The 22727-nt window shown below is 66.7% G+C and carries 22 protein-coding genes and 4 pseudogenes; 13 read left to right on the top strand and 13 right to left on the bottom strand.

Features of this window, described 5'->3' with window-relative positions; all coding sequences use genetic code 11:
• Positions 1-6: 6 nt before the first annotated feature.
• The 4 genes from ACR3FF_RS06190 to ACR3FF_RS06175 form a co-directional block, all read right to left on the bottom strand.
• Positions 7-738, bottom strand: coding sequence for a fumarylacetoacetate hydrolase family protein (locus ACR3FF_RS06190; RefSeq protein ID WP_458186988.1), 732 nt, complete (start codon positions 736-738; stop codon positions 7-9).
• A gap of 105 nt (positions 739-843) precedes the next feature.
• Positions 844-1995 carry a UxaA family hydrolase gene (locus tag ACR3FF_RS06185; protein ID WP_458186986.1) on the bottom strand — a complete coding sequence of 384 codons (1152 nt, stop codon included), beginning with the start codon at positions 1993-1995 and terminating at the stop codon, positions 844-846.
• On the bottom strand, positions 1992-2303 hold the full coding sequence (locus ACR3FF_RS06180) for a UxaA family hydrolase (protein ID WP_458186984.1): 312 nt from the start codon (positions 2301-2303) through the stop codon (positions 1992-1994). The genes ACR3FF_RS06185 and ACR3FF_RS06180 overlap by 4 nt, the downstream gene beginning before the upstream one ends.
• Entirely contained in the window at positions 2300-3484 is a 1185-nt protein-coding gene (locus ACR3FF_RS06175) for a UxaA family hydrolase (protein ID WP_458186982.1), read from the bottom strand. The genes ACR3FF_RS06180 and ACR3FF_RS06175 overlap by 4 nt, the downstream gene beginning before the upstream one ends.
• A 93-nt stretch (positions 3485-3577) precedes the next feature.
• On the opposite strand from ACR3FF_RS06175, the gene ACR3FF_RS06170 reads away from it, so the two are divergent.
• Both ACR3FF_RS06170 and ACR3FF_RS06165 read left to right on the top strand, forming a co-directional pair.
• A complete protein-coding gene (locus tag ACR3FF_RS06170; RefSeq protein ID WP_458186980.1) occupies positions 3578-4516 on the top strand; it encodes an alpha/beta hydrolase in 939 nt (312 codons plus the stop codon).
• 55 nt (positions 4517-4571) lie between these two features.
• A complete protein-coding gene (locus tag ACR3FF_RS06165) occupies positions 4572-6242 on the top strand; it encodes an aldehyde ferredoxin oxidoreductase family protein (RefSeq protein WP_458186978.1) in 1671 nt (556 codons plus the stop codon).
• 33 nt (positions 6243-6275) lie between these two features.
• On the opposite strand, the gene ACR3FF_RS06160 is transcribed toward ACR3FF_RS06165, so the two are convergent.
• Complete coding sequence (locus ACR3FF_RS06160) at positions 6276-6557, bottom strand: ubiquitin-like small modifier protein 1 (RefSeq protein ID WP_458186977.1); 282 nt, start codon at positions 6555-6557, stop codon at positions 6276-6278.
• A gap of 3 nt (positions 6558-6560) precedes the next feature.
• Between ACR3FF_RS06160 and ACR3FF_RS06155 the strand changes: the two genes are divergently transcribed.
• From ACR3FF_RS06155 to ACR3FF_RS06145, 3 genes are all read left to right on the top strand, one after another.
• Positions 6561-6908 carry a MoaD/ThiS family protein gene (locus tag ACR3FF_RS06155; protein WP_458186976.1) on the top strand — a complete coding sequence of 116 codons (348 nt, stop codon included), beginning with the start codon at positions 6561-6563 and terminating at the stop codon, positions 6906-6908.
• Between the two features lie 167 nt (positions 6909-7075).
• Positions 7076-8608, top strand: a complete 1533-nt coding sequence (locus tag ACR3FF_RS06150; protein ID WP_458186974.1) for an amidase — start codon at positions 7076-7078, stop codon at positions 8606-8608.
• Positions 8609-8686: 78 nt separating this feature from the next.
• Entirely contained in the window at positions 8687-9589 is a 903-nt protein-coding gene (locus ACR3FF_RS06145; RefSeq protein WP_458186972.1) for a dihydrodipicolinate synthase family protein, read from the top strand.
• A gap of 16 nt (positions 9590-9605) precedes the next feature.
• Here ACR3FF_RS06145 and ACR3FF_RS06140 read toward each other — a convergent pair whose 3' ends face one another.
• Positions 9606-10775 carry a mandelate racemase/muconate lactonizing enzyme family protein gene (locus ACR3FF_RS06140; protein ID WP_458186970.1) on the bottom strand — a complete coding sequence of 390 codons (1170 nt, stop codon included), beginning with the start codon at positions 10773-10775 and terminating at the stop codon, positions 9606-9608.
• 37 nt (positions 10776-10812) lie between these two features.
• A pseudogene (locus ACR3FF_RS06135) lies at positions 10813-11395 on the bottom strand (enolase C-terminal domain-like protein); the annotation flags it as partial.
• A gap of 39 nt (positions 11396-11434) precedes the next feature.
• Between ACR3FF_RS06135 and ACR3FF_RS06130 the strand changes: the two are divergent.
• Positions 11435-12595, top strand: coding sequence for a mandelate racemase/muconate lactonizing enzyme family protein (locus ACR3FF_RS06130; protein WP_458186968.1), 1161 nt, complete (start codon positions 11435-11437; stop codon positions 12593-12595).
• Between the two features lie 66 nt (positions 12596-12661).
• Here the strand turns inward: ACR3FF_RS06130 and ACR3FF_RS06125 are convergent, their stop codons facing one another.
• The gene (locus ACR3FF_RS06125) at positions 12662-13828 is read right to left on the bottom strand and encodes an enolase C-terminal domain-like protein (RefSeq protein WP_458186967.1); all 1167 of its coding nucleotides are present in this window, start codon (positions 13826-13828) and stop codon (positions 12662-12664) included.
• 164 nt (positions 13829-13992) lie between these two features.
• Here ACR3FF_RS06125 and ACR3FF_RS06120 point away from each other — a divergent pair, with 164 nt between their 5' ends.
• From ACR3FF_RS06120 to ACR3FF_RS06105, 4 genes are all read left to right on the top strand, one after another.
• Entirely contained in the window at positions 13993-15267 is a 1275-nt protein-coding gene (locus ACR3FF_RS06120) for a mandelate racemase/muconate lactonizing enzyme family protein (protein ID WP_458186965.1), read from the top strand.
• A 59-nt stretch (positions 15268-15326) separates the two neighbouring features.
• The gene (locus tag ACR3FF_RS06115; protein ID WP_458187061.1) at positions 15327-15608 is read left to right on the top strand and encodes an aldolase/citrate lyase family protein; all 282 of its coding nucleotides are present in this window, start codon (positions 15327-15329) and stop codon (positions 15606-15608) included.
• A 290-nt stretch (positions 15609-15898) separates the two neighbouring features.
• A complete protein-coding gene (locus ACR3FF_RS06110; RefSeq protein WP_458186963.1) occupies positions 15899-16672 on the top strand; it encodes an SDR family NAD(P)-dependent oxidoreductase in 774 nt (257 codons plus the stop codon).
• 179 nt (positions 16673-16851) lie between these two features.
• Positions 16852-17805: a malate dehydrogenase gene (locus tag ACR3FF_RS06105; protein WP_458186961.1), complete on the top strand. Its 954-nt coding sequence runs from the start codon at positions 16852-16854 to the stop codon at positions 17803-17805.
• Between the two features lie 37 nt (positions 17806-17842).
• Here the strand turns inward: ACR3FF_RS06105 and ACR3FF_RS06100 are convergent, their stop codons facing one another.
• On the bottom strand, positions 17843-18010 hold the full coding sequence (locus ACR3FF_RS06100; RefSeq protein ID WP_458186960.1) for a hypothetical protein: 168 nt from the start codon (positions 18008-18010) through the stop codon (positions 17843-17845).
• Positions 18011-18110: 100 nt separating this feature from the next.
• The gene (locus ACR3FF_RS06095) at positions 18111-18551 is read right to left on the bottom strand and encodes an FAD-dependent oxidoreductase (protein ID WP_458186958.1); all 441 of its coding nucleotides are present in this window, start codon (positions 18549-18551) and stop codon (positions 18111-18113) included.
• 115 nt (positions 18552-18666) lie between these two features.
• Between ACR3FF_RS06095 and ACR3FF_RS06090 the strand changes: the two genes are divergently transcribed.
• The gene (locus ACR3FF_RS06090) at positions 18667-19464 is read left to right on the top strand and encodes a DUF7260 family protein (protein WP_458186957.1); all 798 of its coding nucleotides are present in this window, start codon (positions 18667-18669) and stop codon (positions 19462-19464) included.
• A 209-nt stretch (positions 19465-19673) separates the two neighbouring features.
• Here the strand turns inward: ACR3FF_RS06090 and ACR3FF_RS06085 are convergent.
• The 3 genes and pseudogenes from ACR3FF_RS06085 to ACR3FF_RS06075 form a co-directional block, all read right to left on the bottom strand.
• Positions 19674-20243, bottom strand: a pseudogene (locus ACR3FF_RS06085) (RNA-guided endonuclease InsQ/TnpB family protein); the annotation flags it as partial.
• A 67-nt stretch (positions 20244-20310) separates the two neighbouring features.
• Positions 20311-20700, bottom strand: a complete 390-nt coding sequence (locus ACR3FF_RS06080; RefSeq protein WP_458186955.1) for a cupin domain-containing protein — start codon at positions 20698-20700, stop codon at positions 20311-20313.
• A gap of 95 nt (positions 20701-20795) precedes the next feature.
• Positions 20796-21704 (bottom strand): NAD(P)-dependent oxidoreductase, encoded by a 909-nt coding sequence (locus ACR3FF_RS06075; RefSeq protein ID WP_458186953.1) that lies wholly within the window; start codon positions 21702-21704, stop codon positions 20796-20798.
• Positions 21705-22306: 602 nt separating this feature from the next.
• On the opposite strand from ACR3FF_RS06075, the pseudogene ACR3FF_RS06070 reads away from it, so the two are divergent.
• Positions 22307-22390: pseudogene (locus ACR3FF_RS06070) on the top strand (IS5/IS1182 family transposase); the annotation flags it as partial.
• A pseudogene (locus tag ACR3FF_RS06065) lies at positions 22390-22727 on the top strand (ISH3 family transposase); the annotation flags it as partial. The pseudogenes ACR3FF_RS06070 and ACR3FF_RS06065, both read left to right, overlap by 1 nt.

Here is a 22727-nt window from a genome sequence, read left to right as displayed (position 1 = left end):
CGATTCTCACTCGGCCGTGAACTCGTTCTCGAGTGCGCCGACGCCCTCGATCTCGACGGACGTGGTATCGCCGTCGGCGAGCGGGCCCACGCCGGCCGGCGTCCCGGTGAGAATCACGTCGCCCGCTTCGAGGGTCATGTAGGTCGTTATCTCCTCGACGAGTTCGGGGACCGAGAATATGAACTCGGCGCGCGAGGAATCCTGGACGGCCTCGCCGTTGTGCCGGAGGCGGATGGACGCGTCTTCGGGGACGTCCTCCGGGGGCACGACGACCGGACCGAGCGGGCAGGCGTTGTCGAAGGCCTTGCCGCGGACCCAGTTCTGCTCAACCATCTGGTCGTCGCGGTTCGAGACGTCGTTCGCGCACGTGAAGCCCTCGACGACGTCGTAGGCGTCCTCAGCGGCGACGTTCCGGCACTGTTCGCCGATGATGACTGCGAGTTCGGCCTCGTACTCGATTTCGTCCTTGCCGGGCAGCAGCGGGACCGCGTCGCCGTGGGCGGCGAGCGTGTTCGGTGGTTTCAGGAACAGCAGCGGGCGGTCCGGAACCTCCATGCCGGACTCCGCTGCGTGGTCCTCGTAGTTGAGTCCAACGCAGACGATCTTCGAGGGGTTGGTCGGCGGAAGCACGGTGACCTCATTGGGGTCGTAGGTGCGGTCGGCGAACGTGATGGCGTCGTCAGTCCACTCGCCACGCCGGACGCTCCCGGCGGGGTCTCTAAAGCGTACTCTGCGCATGTCGTCTGAAGGTTCATCGGTGCGTCCAAAAGGATTTGGATTGCGGAGGTATCTGAACGCTCGGGGCGGTTCGCGCCGGTCTCGGAAGGTCCCGGCGCAGGGTGGTTACATCGAGGGGCCGACGCGTGTGATGGCGAACTCCGTGATGCCGTGGCGCTCGGTGCAGGTCCGCTCGCCGTTCGCGACGGCGAGCACGCGCTCGGTCAGGTCGGCCGCGGTGGCGGTCGTCGCGTCGACGTCGATGTCGTCCGGCAACGCCGCGAGCGTCCCCTCGTCAGCGGATAGCTTCACGACTGGCACGACCGGGTGGCCCGTCGGAACGCCCTCGCCGGTGACGTGGAGGACGACCTGCGCGCCGGCCGCCGCGAGGCCGGTCGCCGCCTCCTCGAAGCGCGACGGGGCGTCGACCACGGCGAGTCCGCGGTTGTGGGTTGCCACCTCCCCGTACGGGACGACGTCGCGAATCGGCAGGCCGCCGCAAAAGCGGGTGCTGTCCTCGAAGCCGCGCTTGACGGCCCTCGTGTGCACGCGCGTGGCCCGCGCCGGGAGGTTCCGGTGGCGTTCGAGGAGCGCGTCGACGTCCGACGTCGCGTCCTCGTCAGCGGCCGCGCGCGTCGCCTCGGGATGGGCGGCGAACCGCTCGTTTCCGGCTGCGACGACCCGGCCCCCGGCCTCGGCGACGGCGCGGGCGAACTCACCGACGAGCGGGTCGGACTCGGCTACGGTGGAGTCGCCGAGGTCGCCGCTCACGATGCCGACGGTCAGGTCGCCGAACGACGACGGCGTCCTCGCGGCGGCCTCGACGTGGTCGCCGAGTTCCGAAACGGCCCTGACGCCCTGTTCGATGCAGGCCTCGGTCCCGCCGGCGTCCTGGATGGCGACCTCCCGGACCGGGAGGTCACGGTCGGCGATTTCGGCAGCGACAGCGTCGCTTTGGACGTGTTCGCAGCCGAGTCCGACGACGACGGTTCCCGCGACGTTCGGGTTCGCGCCGACGCCGAGGAACGTCTCCTTCGTCTGTTCGTTGTCCGCGCCGAGTTGGGCGCAACCGTGGTCGTGCGGGGCGGCGACCGCGCGGTTGGCGCGGTCGGCGATCTCCTCGGCGACCAGGTGCGAGCAGATGACCGACGGGAGCACGAGGATGCGGTTGCGAACGCCGAGTCGGCCGTCCGAACGGCGGTACCCGGTGAACGTCTCCTCGCCGAGGTCGGCGTGCTCCGCCGGGTCAGTCCCCTCGGTGGCGGCGTCGGCCGTCATGCCGTCCCCTCCTCGGCCGCGAGGTCGCCGCGGCCGCGTGTGCTCTCGCAGTTGTGCGTATGGACCCACTCGCCGGGCTCGACGTCCCGCGTCGTCCGACCGATGATCTCGCCATACTTCCGGACCTCCTCGCCCGCTGCGAGTTCCGCGAGCGCGAGTTTGTGGCCGAACGGTACGTCTTCGACTAGCGTGACGTCGTCACCATCGTACTCGATGGTCCGACCCGCCGCCAGATCGTCGAGCGCCGTCGCGACGTTGTCGGACTCCGTCATGAGCAGGGCCGCGTCGTCGAGGACGATGCCCTTCATTCGGCCACCTCCGCGAGTTCTTTCGGCTGAATCTCGTTGACCGCGAACTCCTCGAGGCCGCGCTTCTCGGCCTCGGTGCGTTTGCCATCGGCGACGGCGAGCAGTTCGTCGTAGACGCGTTTCCCGACGTTCTCCAGCGGGTCGCCGTCGATGACGGTGCTGGCGTTCACGTCCATGTTGTTCGACATCCGCTCCCACGTCTTCGGGTTCCCGGTGACCTTGATGACGGGCGCGATGGGGTTGCCCGTCGTACTGCCCCGGCCGGTGGTGAACGCGACGACCTGCGCGCCGCCGGCGACCTTGGCCACAACGGACTCGATGTCATATCCCGGCGTGTCCATCAGGACGAGGCCGCTGCTGACGGGAAGTTCCTCGGCGTACTCGACGATGCCGCGCACGGGCGTGGTCCCGCCCTTTGCGATGGCGCCGAGGCTCTTCTCCTCGATGGTCGTCAGGCCGCCCTCCTGGTTGCCGGGGGTTGGCTGCGCGCCGCGGAGGTCGACGCCCATCATGTCGGCCTGGGCCTCGCGCTGGTCGACGCGTTCGAGCAGGCGCTCGCGCACCTCGTCGTCGGTGCACCGCTCTGCGAGGATGTGCTCGGCGCCGATGAACTCGGGCGTCTCGCTGAAAGACGCGGTGCCGCCGTCCTCGACGAGGCGGTCGCAGGCGTTTCCGACGGCCGGATTCGCGGCGATGCCGGACGTGGCGTCGCTGCCGCCGCACTCCGCAGCGAAGACGAGTTCGCTTGCGTCAGCCCCCTCCTTTCGGGCGGTCTTGGCCTCCTCGTTCAGCTCATCGACCAGCGACGTCCCCGCGTTGAGGGCCTGCCGGGTCCCGCCGGCGTCTCGGATGGCGAGCGCCTCGACGGCCTTGCCGGTGGCCGCGATTCGGTCGGCGATGTCGTCAGCGTCGGTGTCCTCGGTGCCGAGTTCAACCACGAGGGCCGCTCCGACGTTCGGATTGCGCCCGATGCCGACGAGGACGCGCTCGGTCTGTCGCCGGGTCGGCCCCTGTTGGGACGTCCCCATCTGATGTGGTGTGGCGTGCGCCCACGCGCCCGCTCGGTCGGCGATGTGACTCGCGACGCTGCTCGCCGCCACTGAGGTCGGGATAACCGCGACGTGGTTCCGGACGCCGATGCGTCCGTTCTCCCGGCGGTATCCCGTGAACGTTGGTACCATTGCCCACCGTATTTCTGACGCGAGGGCAAAGGTCTTTCGCGCCAGTGGGAACGTCCAAAGCGTTCATGTGACCGCGGCTAGAGATACGTACCGATGCCCCCGACGCTCCATCCACAGGCCGAATCGCTGCTCGAGGACTTCGCCGCCGAGCGGGTACCGCCGGTCGACGCACTCTCGCCGGCCGCCGTTCGGGCCGCGAGCCGCGAGCGTTTCGTCCGCGAAGAGTCCCCGGACGTAGGCGGCGAAGTCCGCGACCTTGAGATCGCCGGCCCCGACGGCGCCCTCCCGATTCGCGTCTACGAACCCGGCGACGAGGGCCCGCACCCGGTGCTGGTGTACTTCCACGGCGGCGGCTGGGTGCGGGGCGACCTGGACACGCACGACGAACTCTGCCGGGACCTGACGCGGCGGGTCGGCTGCCTGACTCTCTCGGTGGGCTACAGGCGAGCGCCGGAACATCCCTTTCCGGCTGCGGCCGTCGACGCCCACGGCGCCTTCGAGTGGACCGCCGATCACGTCGCGAGCCTCGGCGGCGACCCCGGCCGTATCGCGGTCGCGGGCGACAGCGCGGGCGGGAACCTGGCCGCAGTGACCGCGCTGATGGCCCGCGACGGCGACGGTCCCGAACCGGTTCACCAGGTGCTGTTCTACCCCGTGACCGACCACGCGTTCGACACCAACTCTTACCTCGAACACGCCGACGACCTCGTGCTCTCGCAGGCGGCCATGGAGTGGTACTGGGACCAGTATCTCGACCGGGCGATAGATGGCCGCCATCCCTACGCCTCACCGTTGGCGGCGCGTGACCTCTCGGGGACGGCTCCGGCGACGGTGATAACTGCCGGTGTCGACCCGCTCCGCGACGACGGACGCGCCTACGCCGACCGGTTGGCCGACGCGGATGTTCCTGTCTCGTACTCGGAGTACGACGACGTTTTCCACGCCTTCGTCGCGTTTCCCGAGCTGGATAGGGCGGAGGAGGCCCGGGCGGAGACCGCGTCCGCGCTCCGGGATGCGTTCGGTGTGTCATGAGAGCGAACGTATACAATCCGTATTTTTATTTGGATTGCTAAACATTCACACTTGTATGCTACACGCCGAAGGCCCGCTTCTCACCATCAATGTGAGTGCGCGGGAGACGACTGAGACCGACATTGAGGACGAACTGGCGGCGTTCATCGGCGGCCGCGGCGTCGCGACGAAGCTCGCTCACGACCGCATCCCGTTCGGCGCGACCCCTCTTAGCCCGGAGAACCGTGCCTACCTGTCGACGGGCCCACTCCAGATGTCCCGTATGAGCTTCACCGGCCGGATGAACATGACTAGCCTCTCGCCGCTCACCGACGGCCTCCTCTCGACGAATGCCGGCGGTTACCTCTCGCGGAACTTCGCCGACACGGGCTACAGCGTCGTAGAAATAACTGGCGAGAGCGACGAACTGCTCGCGATACACGTCGCGGACGAGGGTATCGAGTTCGAGGAAGTACCGGACCTCGAGGGCGCGGAGGTACCCGAGGTCACGGAGTACATGAACGAACGCCATGACCTTGGCGCCGACAACCTCATCACAGTCGGCCCCGCGGGCGAGAACCTCGTCCGGTACGCCTGCGTGATGACCTACGACAGTCGGGCGTTCGGTCGCGGCGGTCTCGGCGCGGTCCTCGGGTCGAAGAACGTCAAGTGCGTGACCTTCGAGGGCGACTCGCCGCCCGACATCGAGTTGGACGAGGACGCCCAGTCGGAGATCCACCGCAACGCCGCCACCTCCGACGACATGATGCGCCGGCAGGGCACGACCCAGGGCACGGAGTTCATCAACGACAACTTCTCGCTGCCCACGCGGTACTTCGAGGAGTACCACTTCGAGCACGCCGACAAGATCGGCGGCGACGCAGTCGAGGAGAAGAAGTACAAGAAGGCGGCCTGCTCGGCCTGCGCGTTCGCCTGCAAGCTCCCCACCCGCGACGAGGAGCGCGGAATCGAGACCGAGGGTCCGGAGTTCGAGACGGTGTTCTCGTTCGGCTCGAACTGCGAGGTCGACGACGTCGTGGACGTGATGAAGTCGAACGAACTCTGCGACATTTACGGGCTGGACACCATCAGCGCGGGCAACGCGGTCGCCGCCTACCTCGCTGCGAACGACGAGTTCGGGAACGCGAAACTGATCCACGAACTGGTCGAGAAGATAGCCCACCGCGAGGGGGTCGGCGACACGCTGGCCGAGGGCATCGCGCGCTTCGCCGACGATCTGGGCGTGCGCGACTACACGGTCAAGAACATGGAGTTCGCCGCGCACGATGGCCGCGTCCTTCACGGCCAGGGGCTCTCCTACGCGGTGGCCAACCGCGGCGGTGACCACATGTACTCGACGACGCTGCGCGTGGAGTACTCCGGTGAGGTCGACCCCGAGGGCCTCGACGGCAAGCCGGAGATCGTCCGCCGGCGCGAGGACCACGCCGCATTCCGCGACAGCGGCATCGTCTGCGCGTTCGCCGGCGGGACGGGCCTCATCAACGAGGAGCAACACGAGATACTGTTCGGTTGCGACTACGAGGACTTGCTCGCCGTTGGGAGCCGCGTGGTCGAACTGGAGCGCCACTTCAACAACAAGCGCGGGAAGAATCGCGAGGACGACACGCTCCCCTACGACTTGCCCGGCATCGAGGCCGCGCTGGACGAGTACTACGAGCTCCGTGGGTGGAACGACGACGGCACCGTCCCGGACGAGACGGTCGCCGAGTACGCGCAGGCGGACTGACCCAGGAGCACTCGGCCCGCTTCGCGTGGCCTGTCAGCCGCCGTGGACCGGGGGCGCCGCTCGTATCACGTCCCCGTCCGACAACTCCGTCTCCGCGCCGTCGAACAGCGATACATGCTTGCCGTTCTTCGTCACCGTCACTGAGTTCGAGATATCGTCCCCGTCGGTGAGGACCCGCCCGGAGAGGTCCGGGGTATCGGCCGCCAGGTCGCGAAAGAGGTCCGCGACCGTCGACTCGTCTGGCAGTTCGCGGCGGACGGTCTTCTCGCCCACGGCCTCGCGGTAGGGGCCGAAGAGGTGCACCTCGACTTCCATACCTTGGCTTGGCGGGCGCTCGCCTTGTATCTCCCGACGGAAGTCACTCCCCGCACCCCCGCCGAAAACGCCTTCCGGCAGCGGCCGGAACGGGGACGCGTGCAGGTGACCATCAAGTGCTACGGCGCTGCGCGGGCGGCGACTGGGCGGAAAGCGGTCGCGGTCGTCGTCGCGGACGGCGCTACGGTCGGGGATGCGCTCGACGCGCTCACGGACGCCCACCCCGAGTTCGAGCGCCGGCGCGGGAGCGAACTGGTCGTGATGCGTGACGGCGCGCACGTCGAGGAGGCCGACTCCGTGGCCGACGGCGACGCGCTCAGCGTCTCCAACCCGCCAATGGTCGAGGACTGAACGCGAGGGTCGGTGCGACGACATCGGGTCCGGATCCGCCGGCAGTCGTCCGCGGCGCCGTCATGCGTTCACACGCTACGTTTTTTGACCCCGTGACGTGTGGAGAGACGCATGGTAGCACACAACTCGATTCCGGCCGGGATCTACTACCATGAATGGAGGGCGGCATGACCGTCCCGTTCCCGCGGCCGTCCGAGCGACGGCTCGCCGAACTCGGCGAGCGACTGGGACTCGCGGTCCCCGAGGCGGAGCAGGCGGCGTACGCCGACGCCGTCCACGAGGAACTGTCGGGGTACGACGTACTCGACCACGTCTCGACGATCCGAACGGCGACGGCGTTCGAACTCTCGGACGTCGTCCGCGATCCCGGACCCGACCGGGACCCGCACAACGCCTACGTGACGGCGTTCGAGGCGGTGTCCCCGGATGCGGGCGACGACCTCGCGGACCTCCGCGTGGCGGTCAAGGACAACCTGGCCGTCGCGGGCGTCCCGATGACCTGCGGGTCGCAGGCGCTGGCGGCCGCGGTTCCGGCCGAGAACGCCGCGGTCGTCGACAGACTGCTCGACGCCGGCGCGACCCTGACCGGGAAGACGAACATGGACGAGATGGCCTACGGGCCGACAAGCGAGACGAGCGGTTTCGGCCCGGTCACGAATCCGAACGACGTGGATCGCGTTGCCGGCGGTTCCTCGTCTGGAAGCGCGGCGATCGTGGCCGCGGGCGAGGTCGACGCGGCGCTCGGGTCCGACACCGGCGGGAGCGTGCGCATCCCTGCCTCCTTCTGTGGGGTGGTCGGCTTCAAACCGACGTGGGGGGTCGTCCCCCGCACCGGGTTCGTCGACCTCGCGTACACGCTCGACCACGTCGGACCGCTGGCCCGAGACGTCGAGACCGCGGCGCGCATTTTCGACGTCATCGCCGGTTCTGACCCGCGGGACCCGAGCTCCGCCGTCGCCGAGAGCATCGACATCGGCCGGACGGCGGCAGCGCTATCCGACGTACCCGCCGTCGGCAACCTCTCGCTCGGCGTGCCGGAGGAACTGGTGGCGGACCACGTCTCGGACGGCGTCCGCGATGTCTTCGAGGCGCGCCTCGACGCGCTAACGTCGGCGGGCGCGGACGTCACGACCGTCTCGATTCCGACGCTCACTGACGCGGTCCCCGTCTGGAACGCCATCACGAACGCGGAACTGGCCGCCGCGTTCGACCGGGCGCTCGCGCCCATCGAGCGACGCGGTCCCTTCGACCTGCAGTGGTACGACGCAGCGGCCGCGGCCGTCCGGGGCAACGGACACCTGTTCGGCGACGTCGTCAAGACGAAGGTGATTCTCGGCGTCCACCTCCTCGACCGGTACGGCGGCCGCCAGTACGTTCGGGCCCGGACGGCTTGCGACCGCATCCGGACGGAGTTCGACCGGGCTCTTGACGGCGTGGACGCACTCGTCTCGCCGACGATGCCGGTGATCGCACCCGAAGTCGGGGCGTGGAAGCCGCACAGCTACGACGACGAGAACGCGCTCTCCGTCCCGCTCGCTGTCAACACACGGCCCGCAGACCTCGCCGGCGTCCCAGCCATCTCGGTCCCGGCCGGGACCGCCGACGGGCTGCCCGTCGGCATCCAGTTCATCACGGGGCGCGGGGAGGACCGGCGCGCACTGCAGGTCGGCCACACGTTCGAACGGTTCGTCGACGGCTGACCCGACGCGCCGTGCGGCCGCTGGCAAGAATGGGGACCACCGACAAGAATTAACTCGCTGGCACGGGTCTGCTTCCCTATGTCGAGACACGAAGCAGCCGAGTTCGAGGGCGTGCTGTGCCCCCTCGTCACCCCCTTCTCTGACGGTGGCGTGGACGAGTCCGCGCTCGCGGCGCTGGTCGAGCGACTGGAGGACGCCGGCATGGACGGCCTCGTCCCGGCGGGGACGACCGGCGAGTTCGCCAGCCTGACCGACGAGGAGTACCGGACCGTGCTACGGACGACTATCGACGCCGCCGCCGACGTACCGGTGATGGCGGGCACCGCCGACACGACCGTTCCGGGGACGCTCGACCGCATCGAGACGGCGGCGGACGCGGGCGCCGACGCCGCGCTCGTCGTGCTCCCGTACTTCCACGGCGCGAACGACCCGGCAGGCAACGAGGCGTTCCTCACGGCCGTCGCCGACGACGCGGCGCTTCCGGTCTACCTCTACAACATCCCCTCGTGCACCGGCCAGGAGATAGCGCCGGCCACCGTCGAGCATGTCGGGCACCACGAGAACGTCCGCGGACTGAAGGACTCGAGCGGCGACTTCAACTACGTCCTCGACGTGGTATCGCGCGCGCCCGAGGACTTCGACCTGTTCCAGGGGTTCGACAGCCACCTCGTCTCCGCGACGCTCATGGGCGCCACGGGCGGCATCAACGCACTCTCGAACGCCATTCCGGAGACGTTCGTCGCGGCGCACGACGCGGTGGCCGCGGGTGATCTCGAGCGGGCACGGGAGATCGGCGCTGAACGCATCGCGCCGCTCTTCCAGCAGTGCGTGACCCACGGCTTCGCGCCTGCGACCAAGGCGGCGGTCGCGTCGCGCGGCTGGCTGGAGACCGCATCGGTTCGACCACCGCTCGTCGAACTCGACGAGAAGGCCGAGACGGAGATCGCGGAGGCGGTCGACCGCGCGCTCGTCGCCGACTGACGCCTCGACCGGCCGCTCAATCGAGGGGGTCTGACCGGTAGCGCTCGACGGCGTCGCGGTCGAGCGTCACGCCGAGGCCGGGGCGGTCTGGTATCCGTACGCGGCCGTCCTCGACCGGGAACGACTCCTCGACCAGTTCCCAGCGGAGCGGCGAATCCTCGACGCAGTACTCCAACAGCGGCGCGTTCCGGGTGGCCGCGACGAACTGCAGGTTGGCCGCGACGACGAGTTCGGTGCTGTACCCGTGGGGATAGACCGGGACACCGCGCTCGGCCGCGAGCGTCGCGATCTTCGAGAGGTGAGTGAGGCCGCCCGACCGGGCGACGTCCGGTTGGACGCCATCGGGACGTGCCCGGCGGAGAAACTCGCCGAAGCCGTAGCTCGCGTACTCCTCCTCGCCGCCGACGACGCGGGTTCGACAGGCGTCGCCGATGCGTGCGTAGCCGTCGAGATTGTCGGCGTAGACCGGCTCCTCGACCCAGAACAGGTCGTTCGCCTCGTCGAGTTCGTTCACAGCCTTGACCGCGCCCTTCACGTCGTCACGCCAGGTCATGCCCGCGTCCACCATGAGGTCGACGTCCGGCCCTAGGGCCTTGCGGGCCGCGCTGACCAGATCGCGGTCGCGCGCTCGGTCACGCCCGAAGCCGCCCCAGCCGTACTTGACGGCCGTGAATCCCTCGTCGAGCGCCCGCTCGGCCTTCCGTCGGACCGCGGCGGTGTCCGCGGGGTCCTCGGGGAAGAGCGTGCTGGCGTACGCCCGGACCGAGTCGCGGTGCTTGCCGCCGAGGAGCTGGTACACCGGTCTGTCGAGTGTCTTCCCCATGACGTCCCAGAGCGCCGTATCGATGCCGCTCATCGCCGTGAGGGCCGCGCCCTTCCGGCCGTAGTAGTAGGTCCGGTCGTACATCTCATTCCACAGTACCTCCGCGTCGAAGGGGTCGCGGCCGACGACGACCTCCCGCAGTCCCGACGCCTTGTCGTGGGACGCCGGCGCGTTCACGACTGCGTCGACCACCGCTGGCGAGGAGTCGGCCTCTCCGATACCCGTAATCCCCTCGTCGGTCTCCACCTCGATGACGGCCGCGTCCTGGGACCCGTCGGCCTTCGCCGCCGCGACGTCCGACAGCGAGAGCGTGTGCACCACCACGTCCGTGATTTCCATGGCCGTGCCACGTGTTCCTACCATCTAAAACCTCGTGCGTCGGGAGAGTTTCGTGGCCGCACTACCCGTAGACGCCGCCGTCGAGGCAGTTGGCCTGGATGTAGTCCCAGTCGTACTCGACGCCCAGTCCTGGGCCGTCCGGCACCGGGAAGGTGCCGTCAACGCTGACAGCGTCCATCGCGTCGGTGTATCCGCCCTCGTAGACCGGCACCTCGGCGTGCGGCGTTTCGCAACCCGGGTGGCCAGTCCGAGTTCGTAGTAGTTGGTGTTGCGCGTCGCGGCCATGCAGTAGCGCTGGGCCGGTCCGGCGAGGTGGAACTCGACGTCGAGTCCGAAGCTCGCAGCAGCGCAGACGATCGTCATCGCGCCGGTGATGCCGCCATCCCACTCCGGGTCCGTCCGCACGAGGTCCATCACGTCCTGGGCCATCAGGTCGGTGGGGAGTTCTAGCCCGCGGACCAACTCCCCAGGAGCGGCGTCTCTAGCCGTTCGGCGAGTTTGCGGTGGGCGTGCATCGACGTCCCTCCGTCGCGGGAGGGCCTGGCGTACCAGAGGTACCTCTGTTCGTCGCAGGCCTTCCCGACCGTCAGCGCGTCGCCCCACGTCTCGCACTCGCAGACAGGGTCGTGGATCAGGTCCATCTCTCCGTTAGCCATTTGGTACCGTAGCACGATGGTCGGACGATGGAGATAACGGACGTCAGAGTCGTCCCGCTCTCGGATCCCGTTCCGGAGGAGAAGCAGCATCGAACCGACCTCGGCACCAAGGTGAAAAGCGACGCGGCGCTCGTATTCGTCGAGACCGACGACCACACCGGAATCGGCGCCTCGCTCGGTAATCCCCCTGTCGTGAAGGCGGTCGTCGAGAACGAGCTTGCACCGCTGCTGGTCGGCGAGGACCCCCTCTACACCGGCCGGCTCTGGGAGAAGATGTACGCCGGTTCGCGGTGGAAGCCGTCGCTCGAACGCGGCTACTCTCAGCCCCGCGAGGACCGGCGCGGCGTCACCCTCGAGGCCATCTCGGGGATCGACATCGCGCTCTGGGACCTCAAGGGGAAGCTGCTCGACCAGCCGGTCTACAAGCTCCTCGGCGCCGTCCGAGATTCGATTCAGGCCTACGCCAGCGGCGGCTGGGCGCCGGGCGAGGAAGCGGAGGCCGAACTCCACGGCTACGTCGAGCAGGGGTTCGACGCCGCGAAGATGCGGGTGGTCGGCGGGGACGGGTTCGCCATCGAGAACACCGTGACGCGGGTCGAGGCGGCCCGCCGCGGCGTCGGCGACGCCGACCTCATGGTCGACGCCCACGGCTCGCTCGACGTCTCGACCGCGATTCGACTCGCCCGCCACCTCGAGGAGTTCGACCTCTCGTGGTTCGAGGAACCCGTCTCGCCCGACGACCACGCCGGGTTGGCGCGAGTGCGCGAGGCGACCGAGATACCCATTGCGACCGGCGAGCGCGAGTTCACTCGCTTCGACTTCCGGTCGCTGTTCGACCACGACGCGCTGGACGTCGCCCAGCCCGACCTGGCGCGCGCCGGCGGCATCACCGAGACCATGCGTATCGCCGCGATGGCCTCCGCACGGGGGCTGCGGGTCGCACCGCACGCCTGGGGAAGCGGCGTCCTCTTCGCGGCAAGCATCCACGCCGCGATGGCGATAGCCAACGGCCACATCCTCGAGGTGAGTATGGCGCACATGCCGATGCTGTTCGAGTTGTTCGAGGAGGAGTTCGACATCCGCGACGGCCGGGTCCACGCGCCCGACCGGCCCGGCCTCGGGTTCACGCTCCGCGACGACGTCCGGGAGCGCTTCGAGTACCAGTCCGGTCCCGAGTACGTCTTCTAATATGCGCGGGTCCCCCGACGGGGTGCGACTGAGGACTCCCAACCCGGCCGGGGCCGCTCGGTCTTGCTACTCGTAGACGCGGCCGCCCAGACGGTTCTCCTGGATGTAGTCCCAGTCGTACTCGACGCCCAGTCCCGGGCCGTCCGGTACGGGAACCGTCCCGTCCGCGTCGATGGAGTCCAGGTGGTCGGCGTAGTCGCCGAGGTAGACGGGTGGCGTGGTGTTCTGGCACTTCGGGCCAACGAGGGCCATCTCGTAGTAGTTGGCGTTCCGGGTGGCGGCGATGCAGTGGCGCTGGGCCGGTCCGGGCGCGTGGAACTCGACGTCCAGACCGAAGGATTCGGCGGCACGGGCCACCTTCATTGCCCCCGTGATGCCGGCGTCGTACTCGGGGTCCGCCCGCACGAAATCAGTTGCATCGTTGGCGACGAAGTCGGTATGCGACTCTAGTCCACGGATGTGTTCGGTCTGCAGGATGGGCGTGTCGAGTTTCTGGGCTAGTTTCCGATGGGCGTGCTGGCTGATGCCCGCGTCGCGGAACGGGTCCTCGTACCAGAAGAACCCCTGCTCGTCGCAGGCCCTCCCGACTTTGAGGGCGTCGGCCCACGTCTCCAGCTCGCAGGCGGGGTCTATCATGAGGTCCATCTCGTCGCCGACGCGTTCGCCCACCGCGTGGACCGTCGCGACGGTCTTCTTCACGTCCGTCCATTCGCCGCCCCAGTCGTGAATCTTGTACCCCGGGTACCCCATCTCCAGGCAGTCCTCGGCGAATTCGGCGTACGCCTCCGGGGAGTCCAGCCCGCCGCTCCGGTCGCCCTGGTACGTCGAGGCATACGCAGGGAAGCGTTCGCGGTAGGTACCCAGCAGTTCGTGGATGGGGGCGTCGTAGTACTTGCCGGCAAAGTCCCACAACGCGATGTCGATGGGACCGATGCCCATTCGGTCGTACTTCCGGAGCGCACGCTTGACCTCGCTCCAGTGCTTCTCGCGCTTAAGCGGGTTCTTCCCCACGAGGTGATCGGCGAACATGTGAATCTGGGCGAACGCGGGCGAGTTCCCGCCGACGTACTCGCCGGTGATCCCCTCGTCGGTGTGGATCTTCAGGCCGAACAGTTTCCGCTCGATCTTGCCCCCGGGTTCGTAGACGAGGCTGAAGCCGCTCTCGCCGTACCCGACGTCTTCGACCGGATAGCTGAACTCCGTGCTCTCGATTCGCGTGATGGTTGGTGCCACATGCCATCCAACGGAGACGGGGGCTAAGAGTGTTTCCAACCGAACAGTTCCGACGGTGGGGATCGGCGACCGGTCGCGGAACAGCGACGGGAGGCAGAGACGCGGTCGTCGAAATCTGTCCACAGACACAACGCTTATTGGTAACGTATGACGACCATCGAGGGATGACACAGGAGGAACACCCTAAGTACCGCATTCCGCAGGGCGGCGGCGTGCCGTGGCGCGACCTCTCGATGACCGAAGCCAACCGACCGCCGGAGCGGGACATCGAGATAACCGACGTCCGGACGATGCGACTCGCGGGCAACTTCACCTGGGGCATCGTGAAGATGGAGACCGACGCGGGCGTCCACGGCATCGGCGAGACTTACCGCGCCCCAGACGGGCTCATGGAGTTCGTTGAGGGGCTCGCGGGCGACCTCGTGGGCGAGAACCCGCTCGACACCGACCGCATCCGAGCGCTCCTCGACCAGAGCTACACGGGGAGCGGGCGCATCGGACAGGCGGCGTTCAACGGGGTCGAGATGGCGTGCCTCGACGTCAAGGGGAAGGTGCTCGGCGTCCCCGTCTACGAACTCCTCGGCGGGAAGTACCGCGACAGGGTCCGACTCTACTGTGACACCCACGGCGGCGAGCCCCTCGGACAGACCGAGGCGGGCGAGGTCGACCCCCGCGAGGTCTACACCCCGGAGTCGTACGCTCGGGCCGCACGCGAGGTGGTCGACGAGGGGTTTACGGCGCTAAAGTTCGACCTCGACGTGCCGACTACCCAGCACGTCGACACGGCGGCGCGTCGACTCGACAACGAGGCCGTCGCACACAAGGTGTCGCTCGTCGAGGCCGTCCGCGACGAGGTCGGCGACGACGTCGACCTCGGGATGGACCTCCACTGGAACTTCACGGTCGAGACCGCGAGTCGCCTTGGGCGGAAACTCGACCGGTTCGACCTGGCGTGGCTGGAGGACCCCGTGCCGCCCGAGAAGACGGACGCGAGTCGCCGCGTGGCCGACCAGATAGCAACTCCCGTCCTGACGGGCGAGAACCTCGTGACGGCCTCGCAGTTCAACGACGCGGCGAGGGCCGGCGCGATGGACATCGCCGCCCCCGACGTCTGCAAGTGCGGCGGCCTGAGCGAGTTCGTGCGCATCGCGACCGTCTGTGACCTCTACGGCGTGCCCATCGCCGCGCACAACGTCGCCAGCCCCGTCGGGACGGTCGCCGGCGCTCACACCGCCGCCGCGATACCGAACTTCGTCGCGATGGAGTACCACGCCCGGGAGGTGCCATGGTGGGACGACCTCGTGCGTCGAACGGGCGAGAGCGGACCAGTCCTCGCCGACGGCCACATCGACCTGCCGGAGGGGCCGGGACTCGGTATCGAGATCGACCCGGACGTGGCCACGGAGCACCTGGTCGAGGGCTCGGAGGTCGTTGTCTGATGGCTGCGCTGAAAGAGCGGTTCGCCCGATTCGACCCCGTCGTCGGCAACTGACTCTCCATCGGTCACCCGTCCGTCGCCGAACTCACCGCCAAGCTCGGCTTCGACTTCGCGATGATAGACCTCGAGCACACGACGACGTCGCTCGCGACCGTCCAGGACATGGTCCACGCCATCGAGGCGGTCGACGGGCCGACCGAACCGCTCGTCCGCATCCCCGACAACGACCCCGTCCCCGTCAAGCGCGTGCTGGATACCGGCGTCGCAGGCGTAATGGTGCCGATGATAGACTCGGTGGCGGAGGCCGAATCGCTCGTCGACAGCCGAGGCTGTGGAAGATGAGCGCCGGGACGAACACGTAAATGGTGACCGTGTTGAGTTGGTCGACGCCGACGTCCCGCACCGTCCCGAGCACGTACCCGACAACCGCGAGCGAGAGCGTCGGTAGAATCGCCGAAACGAAGACGGAGACGAGCGAGTCAGCAGCCATAAACGGAGGTTCCACCGAGAAGAGAGAAATTTTACGGAATCCGCAAGATTGGAGCACGACCGGGCGCATCGGTGGTGGCTGACCCCGAGCCGAGTGCAGGCCTGCACGAAGAGCTAAGGCGTCGGGGTCGGTTTGCTACGCCGTGGACGAGTTCGAGCACACACCGGTCGCCGTGACCGGCAAGACTGCGGTCGTCATCGGCGGGACGAGCGGCATCGGCAGGGGCATCGCGCGGGCGTTCGCCGCTGACGGTGCGGACGTGGTCGCCACGAGTCGGACACCTGAACGCGTCGCGGAGACCGCCGAGGAACTCCGCGACCTGGGCGGCGAGACGGTTGAGGCCACCTGCGACGTCACCGACCGCGACTCCCTCCTCGCGCTCCGGGACGCCGCATTCGAGGATTTCGGCGGCGTCGACGTACTCGTCAACTCCCCGAGTGCCATCGCACGCGCCGGGTTGCGCGAGCTATCGGAGGCGGAGTGGCGTCACGTCCTTGACGTTCAGCTCACCGGCGTCTTTCGGGCCACCCAGGTGTTCGCGGAGCGGATGGCAGCGGGGAGCATCATCAACATCGCGTCGCTCTCGTCGCACACGACGATGCGCGACCTGGTCGCCTATTCGACCGCGAAGGGCGGCGTGGAAGCGTTCACCCGGACCGCGGCCCGGGAACTCGCCCCCGACGTCCGCGTGAACGCCATCCGCCCCGGCTTCATCGAGACCGAGCAGACGGCCGACGCCTACGCCGAGGACACCTATCGCTACCGGCGAATCACCGAGCGTGCGGCGGCAGGGCGAATCGGCACCCCCAAGGATGTCGCCGGTGCGGCGGTCTACCTCGCCAGCGACGCCGCCCCGTACACGACGGGGGCGATGCTCACGGTCGACGGCGGGTTCGAGACCGGCGCCTTCGAATGAACCGACTCCGGTCGCGTCCTCGCTCGCGGGCGTGCGCACCGCGCCGGTGCAGACCGACTGGTCGCCGACCGCGTTCAGCGAGCGAATCGCCCGACAGGGATTACTATTTAAATCCTGATGCACCGGCGTATTGCGTAGGCGGTCAATAGAATTAGTAGCGACCCGCGATAGCATTTCACATGGAAGTAGCGATCATCGGCGGTGCCGGGACCATCGGCGCGACGACCGCGTACACTCTTTCGGTGCTCGAACCGACAATCGACGTGACCCTCGTCGACGTCGCCGATGACGAGGCGACGGGCCACGCCCTCGACATGCGCACCGCACTCGGACACGCCGCCCATCGCGCGGGTGTCGGGTTCTCCGACACCGGTAGCGGTACCGTTCGATCGGCGGAACCGGGCCCAGAGGCCGTTGAGGACGCCGACTGCATCGTAGTAGCCGCGAGCGTGCCGCGTCCTGAGGACACCGCGGGACGGGGCGGGCGACTCGCCTTCCTCGAGCGCAACAGCGAGATGGTCGCGGATATCGGCTCGTGGGTCGGAGAAGTCGAACCACGTCCGGTTGTGACGGTAACGAACCCGCTCGATCCCATCAACTACCGTCTCTATCGCGCACTCGGGTGGGACCGCCGCTACTGCATCGGGTACTCGCTCTCAGAGACCGCACGGCTGGCCGACCAGCTCGCCCGTCGGGCCGGCGTCGCGCCCGCCAAGGTATCCTGTCCAACGTTGGGCGAACACGGCGAACACATGATTCCCGTCTTTTCCCGAGCGACCATCGACGGCGAACCCGTCTCGCTCTCGGCAGACGAACGCGAACAGATCACCGAAGCGGTGAAGGACGTCCCCTGGGACGTCATACAGCTCCGGGGTCATGAGGAGACGTCTCGATGGGTGACCGGACGGGGTATCGCCTCACTCGTCGTGTCGATTCTCGAGGGCGGGCCGTCCGACCCGGTCTGTCTGTCGGTCCCGCTCGACGGCGAGTACGGCTACAGGGGTCTAGCGCTCTCCGTACCGGTCAGGCTCTCTGCGGACGGCGTCGAGGATATCGTCGAGTGGGAACTCTCGGCCGCCGAACGCCGCGCGCTCGACGAGGCGGCCGAGGCGGTCGACGAGCTGTGTCGGTGAGCGGGGCGTCCACTGTCGAGGTTCGGAACCTGTGGCGCTATTCGTAGGCGTCGAGCGCCGTCTCGGCGATGCATTCGCCGAACGGGAGCGACGAGGTGAGCCCGGGCGAGACCGCGTTGAGTACGTGAACCGAGTCGGGGCCTTCGCGTCGGCCGCAAGCTGGTAGACGTACTGCTGGGAGTCGACGGAGGCGGCCTCCGGACACCGAAACGCCACCGTCCCCTCCGCGTGCAGCTCATACTTGCTGATGGCGGCTTCGTTCTCGAGAATCTCTACCTCGACGCCGTTCTCGTCTACTTGGGCCTTCAGGCCGTGGAGGTGCTCGACATCGACGTTGTCGGTCGCGACGATGAGGACGCCAATGGGTCGATGGGCAGGTCGTGCTCGGCGAAGCACTCCTTCATCCGTCGCATTCCCTCCGTGCTGTAGCGCGTCTTGAGTGACCCCGGCGGGTAGTTGAAGCCAGGGTAGAGGACGCTGGAGTTGCGGCCGCTCTGGTGTTCCGCGAGTTGGTACTCCTTCTCGATGAGGCGGACGTCGTGGTCGGTCCGCTCGACGAGGTGCTTCGCGACGGAGCACCCCACGGCTCCGCCGATCACCGCGATATCGTGGTCGACCATCGTCGTCTCGTTGTCGCTCACCGGTGAAGAACTAGTGTCGCTGACAATCCCGACGAGGGAGGCGGGCGCGGACACTCTAGACTCTAATTCGACCACGTTCTTCTTGTCGGCCTCGCCGACGTTCACAACGCGTCGAACGCAAATATGTCCTCTGACGGGAAATTCCTGCAAAATAATGTAGTTTGCTACCACTGCACGAATTTATAAGTATCCTCAAATAGGAGTTGCTGAAGTAAGCCGAATGCGGGGCGATCAAACTATCTCCAAGAGTACGAACGCTCTCACCGCAATCGAGAGGGAGTACCGACGTACGGAAGCCGAGATTGAGGCCTTCACGGAATTCACCGAACAGGTTGCAGCGATAGATGAGCGTCCGCCACTCACGGATGGCGGCCGACCGGTCGCCTCGCTGCACCATCTCCGGACCGCCCATTCGTCGGAGAGGAAGTCGGTCTGCCGGGCCTACGCCGACACAGTGCTCGCGACGTCCCACTGCGAGGCCGAGTACGACGAAGCACCCTTCGAACACATGGCGGCGGAGTTCGGCCAGGACATCGTCATCAACCTCTTCCAGAGCCGGGAGTTTCCCGGGCAGTTGAAGCAAGCATTGTTGGACGCGAGTCGGCGCTCGCGCGAACAGCGAGAACGGATCTTGTCGCGACTCGACACGGAGATGGAGGCCGCGAGGGCGGCGCGCGAGACCATAAAGGGCATCGTCGATTCGTTGCGGGAGTACAACTCACGGCCGCTCGACGACTACGCGTCGGCGGAACTCTCGGCGATTCGTCGACGACTACGTGAGTTCGAGGCCGAGTGCGAGCGTGTGGCAACTGACCGGCAAGCGACGATTCACGCGGAGAACCGGTCGGCCGTCGACGACGGCAGCGAATGGGGGCTCCGTGCCTACCTCTACCAGGACCTGGATACCGAGTATCCGATGCTTAGCGACGTCGCTGGGTGCTGTCGTCTCCTCCGGGAGGCCCATGAAAACGTCGAGAACGAGATACGTGCGCGAAGGACCGTCCGACCGGACGCGTAGTCGTTTCGCCGGTCTTCCTCCAGGCGACTGCGCTCGACTCCGCCAAGTTGACCTCCAGGTCCCGTGAAGAAGAAGGCGACGGCGCCGGGGCGCTCTTTCGCGTGGATCTGGGCGTCAGCGGACGTCCCGAGTGCCGGTCGCGGGTCGGTCGCTGAAGCGAGTAAGCTACCACGCCCTGAAGGGCGTGGCATTCAGCATGGACTCCCGTTCTAACTGCTCAAGGCAGTAGGCGAATACTCGCCGTTCACGTTCATCATCATCCCGCTGTTCAAGCGCACGCCTACGTGTGCGCCTCCGCGACCAGACTTTTGCTGGTCACGGAGATAATTCAAGCCAATATTCTTCGCCGCGTTGTAATCCGCGTGTACATCGTATCCGCACATCAGACACTCGAACTCGTCTTGTCCGTTGTGCGGACGATTATCTTCGTGGATAAACCCACACTTCGAGCAACGTTGACTCGTGTACGCCGGGTTAATCTGCTTCACGACTAGTCCCTCTGACTCGGCCTTGTACGTGACGCACTCAAACAAACGGTGGAAAGCCCACTTGTGAACTGCCTTCGCGTGCGGTAGGCGCTCGCGGAGGCCTTTGAGTTGCTCGAATACGATGTGAGTACAGTCGTTTTCGAGGGCTTCCTCAACGAGCTCGTTCGAGATAGTGTGAAGCATCTGCTCGAAGCGTCCAGTCTGTTTTCGGCCCACTCGCTGAACGTTCTCGTGTGCCCAGCGAATTCCAGTCTGTTGGAGGTTTCCACGGCGCTTCTCGTACTCGCGGTGTCAATGAAGGAGAATCGGAAGCGGCGAAGCAAGCTAAGGAAGCGGCTGTTCGGGCCGTCAGCGAGGGCTACTTCTCTGCGTCGTCGAACGGGGGACGTCCGTCGTCGGTCGTCGCCGGCGCGCCGACAACCAGCCAGGTATGTTCGTCGTCGGTGTCGTTGAGCACCTGTCTGGGTGTCTCGGGCGGGATGCGGACCGTCGTCCCTGTTGGAACGTCGTGAATCTCCTCGTCGGCGCCGATCTTGATGCGGCCCGGTCCGTTGAGGACGTAGTAGAACTCCTCCTGTTCGGTCTGGCGATGGAAGCTCATCGCGTCGCCGGGCGAGAGATACCACACCTTCGGTCGCATCTTCGTACACCCGAGTCCCTCAACAAGGTCGACGTGCATTGTTCCCGACCCCGTTGACGGTTCGGGTTCGACGTCGTCCACATGTACCATTCGATAGTCGTTTGACATACAGGAACACGTCGGTCCGGAGGTCCAATAAAACCGACTGTCCCTGAACCCCGTGGAAGCGGTCCATCGACGTCGCGTTCGATTCGCGCCGAGCGCTATTCGCCGGTGACGTCTTTCCCGGCTATCATCTGGAGCACCTGCATCACGCCAGAGTTGTCGTCCTCGCCCATGTCGTTTTGAAGCATCGTCTTGTACAGTTCGTGGGCGAGTCCGGTCTGCGGCATGGGCGCGCCGAACGCCTCGCCGGCGTCAGTGGCAATCTTCAGATCCTTATACTGATACTTCGCGAAGAATCCTGGTTCGAAGACGTCCTGAATCATGTTCGGGGCGCGGTTGTCGAGCGTCCAGCATCCGGCCGCGCCGCCGCTGATGGCGTCCACGACCGCCTCCAAATCGGCGCCAGCCCGCTCCGCGAACACCAGCGCCTCGCTCACGCCCACCATCTGGGCGGCGACGACGATTTGGTTCGCGGCTTTGGTCGTCTGGCCGGTGCCGCTCGGCCCGCAGTGAGTGACGGTCTCGCCCATGACGTCCAAGACGGCGCTGTACTCGTTTAACGTGTCTTCGTCGCCGCCGACCATGATCGAGAGCGTGCCTTCGATGGCGCCCTTTTCGCCGCCCGAAATGGGTGCGTCGAGCATGGTCACGCCGCGTTCCTTAAGATCCGCAGCGATGGACTGGGTGACCGTCGGCGAGATCGTCGAGTGGTCGATGAGTGTCATGCCCTCGCTCACCCCGTCAACGACCGGGTCGTCCTCGTCCTCGTTACCCAGAACGACCTGTTCGACGTCGGGCGAATCGGGCAGACAGAGTAGGACGACGTCGCTCGCCTCGGCGACGCCGGCAGGCGAACCGCCGTCCGTCCCGCCGTATTCGGCGAGTTCCTCCGTCGGCCCGTCCGAGCGGTTGTGGCCGACAACGGAGTACCCAGCGTTGAGTAGGTTCTTCGACATCGGTAGTCCCATAATTCCGAGTCCGATAAAGCCGATCGTCTCGTCTGGCATACTACATGGGCCAAATACCCCAAAACGGAATACCTTTACTCAGGAAATATTTCACTTCTGGGAGAGGCCAGGAGACGAACAACTTCAAGAGCGGACAATCCGACTGAACCGTCGGTCCAGCGTACCCACTGCAACCTGCTCACCATCAAGGATGCAGACACGCTCTCCGGGGGGTTCTACAGGCTGGGCAGGGCGAGTGCCTCGGGACGTGCTCCTGAGGTACTTCACCCTGAGGAAGCGGCCGCGAACTCTGGCCATAGGTCACTACGACTTCCACCGCCTCGTTCTTCAGACCGTATCTGAACACTGCCGCCTGCGAGGGCGAACCACTATATATGGCACCCTCGCATTTGGGGTATGCAGTTCGACTGAATGATCCAGTGCTACGCGGGCGACGCCGTTCACCGCGATACGCCACTCGTTGAGCGGGTCGAACGCGAGACTGTCATGCGCGGCGTCGACACCGCCGTCGACGTCGGTCTCGACGGCCTCTGGGCACCCGACCACATCATGCTCGGACCACACAAGGAGGAGTACGAGGTGTGGACGCAGCTCGCGACACTCACCGAACTCCACCCGAAGCGGGTCTTCCTCGGTCTCGGAACGGGCGAAGCGATGGACCTCGCTACCGCCAGCGATCGATGTGTGAGACCGTCTTCTCGGCGATCAAGCGCACGCACGGCGACCCCTCGATCCCGGCGAGATCTGGGCGGTCGTCATTCTTGCAGCCGTCAATCAGGCCTCTGTCTGGGAAACGTGCAAAGACAACGAGAACGCTGCTTGTGACGATACTGTCATGGCTTGGCTACATACGCTCAACCGGGAGTGGTTTGAGAGCGTTGCTAACCGCCTTCTCAGGGAGTTGGCGATGACGATCCTCGACCCTGACCGGTCGAGGATCGTCTCGATCGACTTCGTCGATAACCCCTACCACGGCACGTACGTCGATAAGGAAGGCGAACTCTGCCGAATGCATGCCAAAGACGGGACAACGACGTGTCACCGGTACTGTACGGCGTATCT

This window comes from Haladaptatus ordinarius (assembly GCF_054177595.1).
Note: the sequence above shows the minus strand (reverse complement) of the source record. Positions and strands in the feature narration are given on the sequence as shown.

Coding starts and splice junctions, on each gene's coding strand:
- ACR3FF_RS06190 (WP_458186988.1), bottom strand. CDS start 738: ATGCGCAGAGTACGCTTTAGAGACCCCGCCGGGAGCGTCCGGCGTGGC.
- ACR3FF_RS06185 (WP_458186986.1), bottom strand. CDS start 1,995: ATGACGGCCGACGCCGCCACCGAGGGGACTGACCCGGCGGAGCACGCC.
- ACR3FF_RS06180 (WP_458186984.1), bottom strand. CDS start 2,303: ATGAAGGGCATCGTCCTCGACGACGCGGCCCTGCTCATGACGGAGTCC.
- ACR3FF_RS06175 (WP_458186982.1), bottom strand. CDS start 3,484: ATGGTACCAACGTTCACGGGATACCGCCGGGAGAACGGACGCATCGGC.
- ACR3FF_RS06170 (WP_458186980.1), top strand. CDS start 3,578: ATGCCCCCGACGCTCCATCCACAGGCCGAATCGCTGCTCGAGGACTTC.
- ACR3FF_RS06165 (WP_458186978.1), top strand. CDS start 4,572: ATGCTACACGCCGAAGGCCCGCTTCTCACCATCAATGTGAGTGCGCGG.
- ACR3FF_RS06160 (WP_458186977.1), bottom strand. CDS start 6,557: ATGGAAGTCGAGGTGCACCTCTTCGGCCCCTACCGCGAGGCCGTGGGC.
- ACR3FF_RS06150 (WP_458186974.1), top strand. CDS start 7,076: ATGACCGTCCCGTTCCCGCGGCCGTCCGAGCGACGGCTCGCCGAACTC.
- ACR3FF_RS06145 (WP_458186972.1), top strand. CDS start 8,687: ATGTCGAGACACGAAGCAGCCGAGTTCGAGGGCGTGCTGTGCCCCCTC.
- ACR3FF_RS06140 (WP_458186970.1), bottom strand. CDS start 10,775: ATGGTAGGAACACGTGGCACGGCCATGGAAATCACGGACGTGGTGGTG.
- ACR3FF_RS06130 (WP_458186968.1), top strand. CDS start 11,435: ATGGAGATAACGGACGTCAGAGTCGTCCCGCTCTCGGATCCCGTTCCG.
- ACR3FF_RS06120 (WP_458186965.1), top strand. CDS start 13,993: ATGACACAGGAGGAACACCCTAAGTACCGCATTCCGCAGGGCGGCGGC.
- ACR3FF_RS06105 (WP_458186961.1), top strand. CDS start 16,852: ATGGAAGTAGCGATCATCGGCGGTGCCGGGACCATCGGCGCGACGACC.
- ACR3FF_RS06090 (WP_458186957.1), top strand. CDS start 18,667: ATGCGGGGCGATCAAACTATCTCCAAGAGTACGAACGCTCTCACCGCA.
- ACR3FF_RS06080 (WP_458186955.1), bottom strand. CDS start 20,700: ATGTCAAACGACTATCGAATGGTACATGTGGACGACGTCGAACCCGAA.
- ACR3FF_RS06075 (WP_458186953.1), bottom strand. CDS start 21,704: ATGCCAGACGAGACGATCGGCTTTATCGGACTCGGAATTATGGGACTA.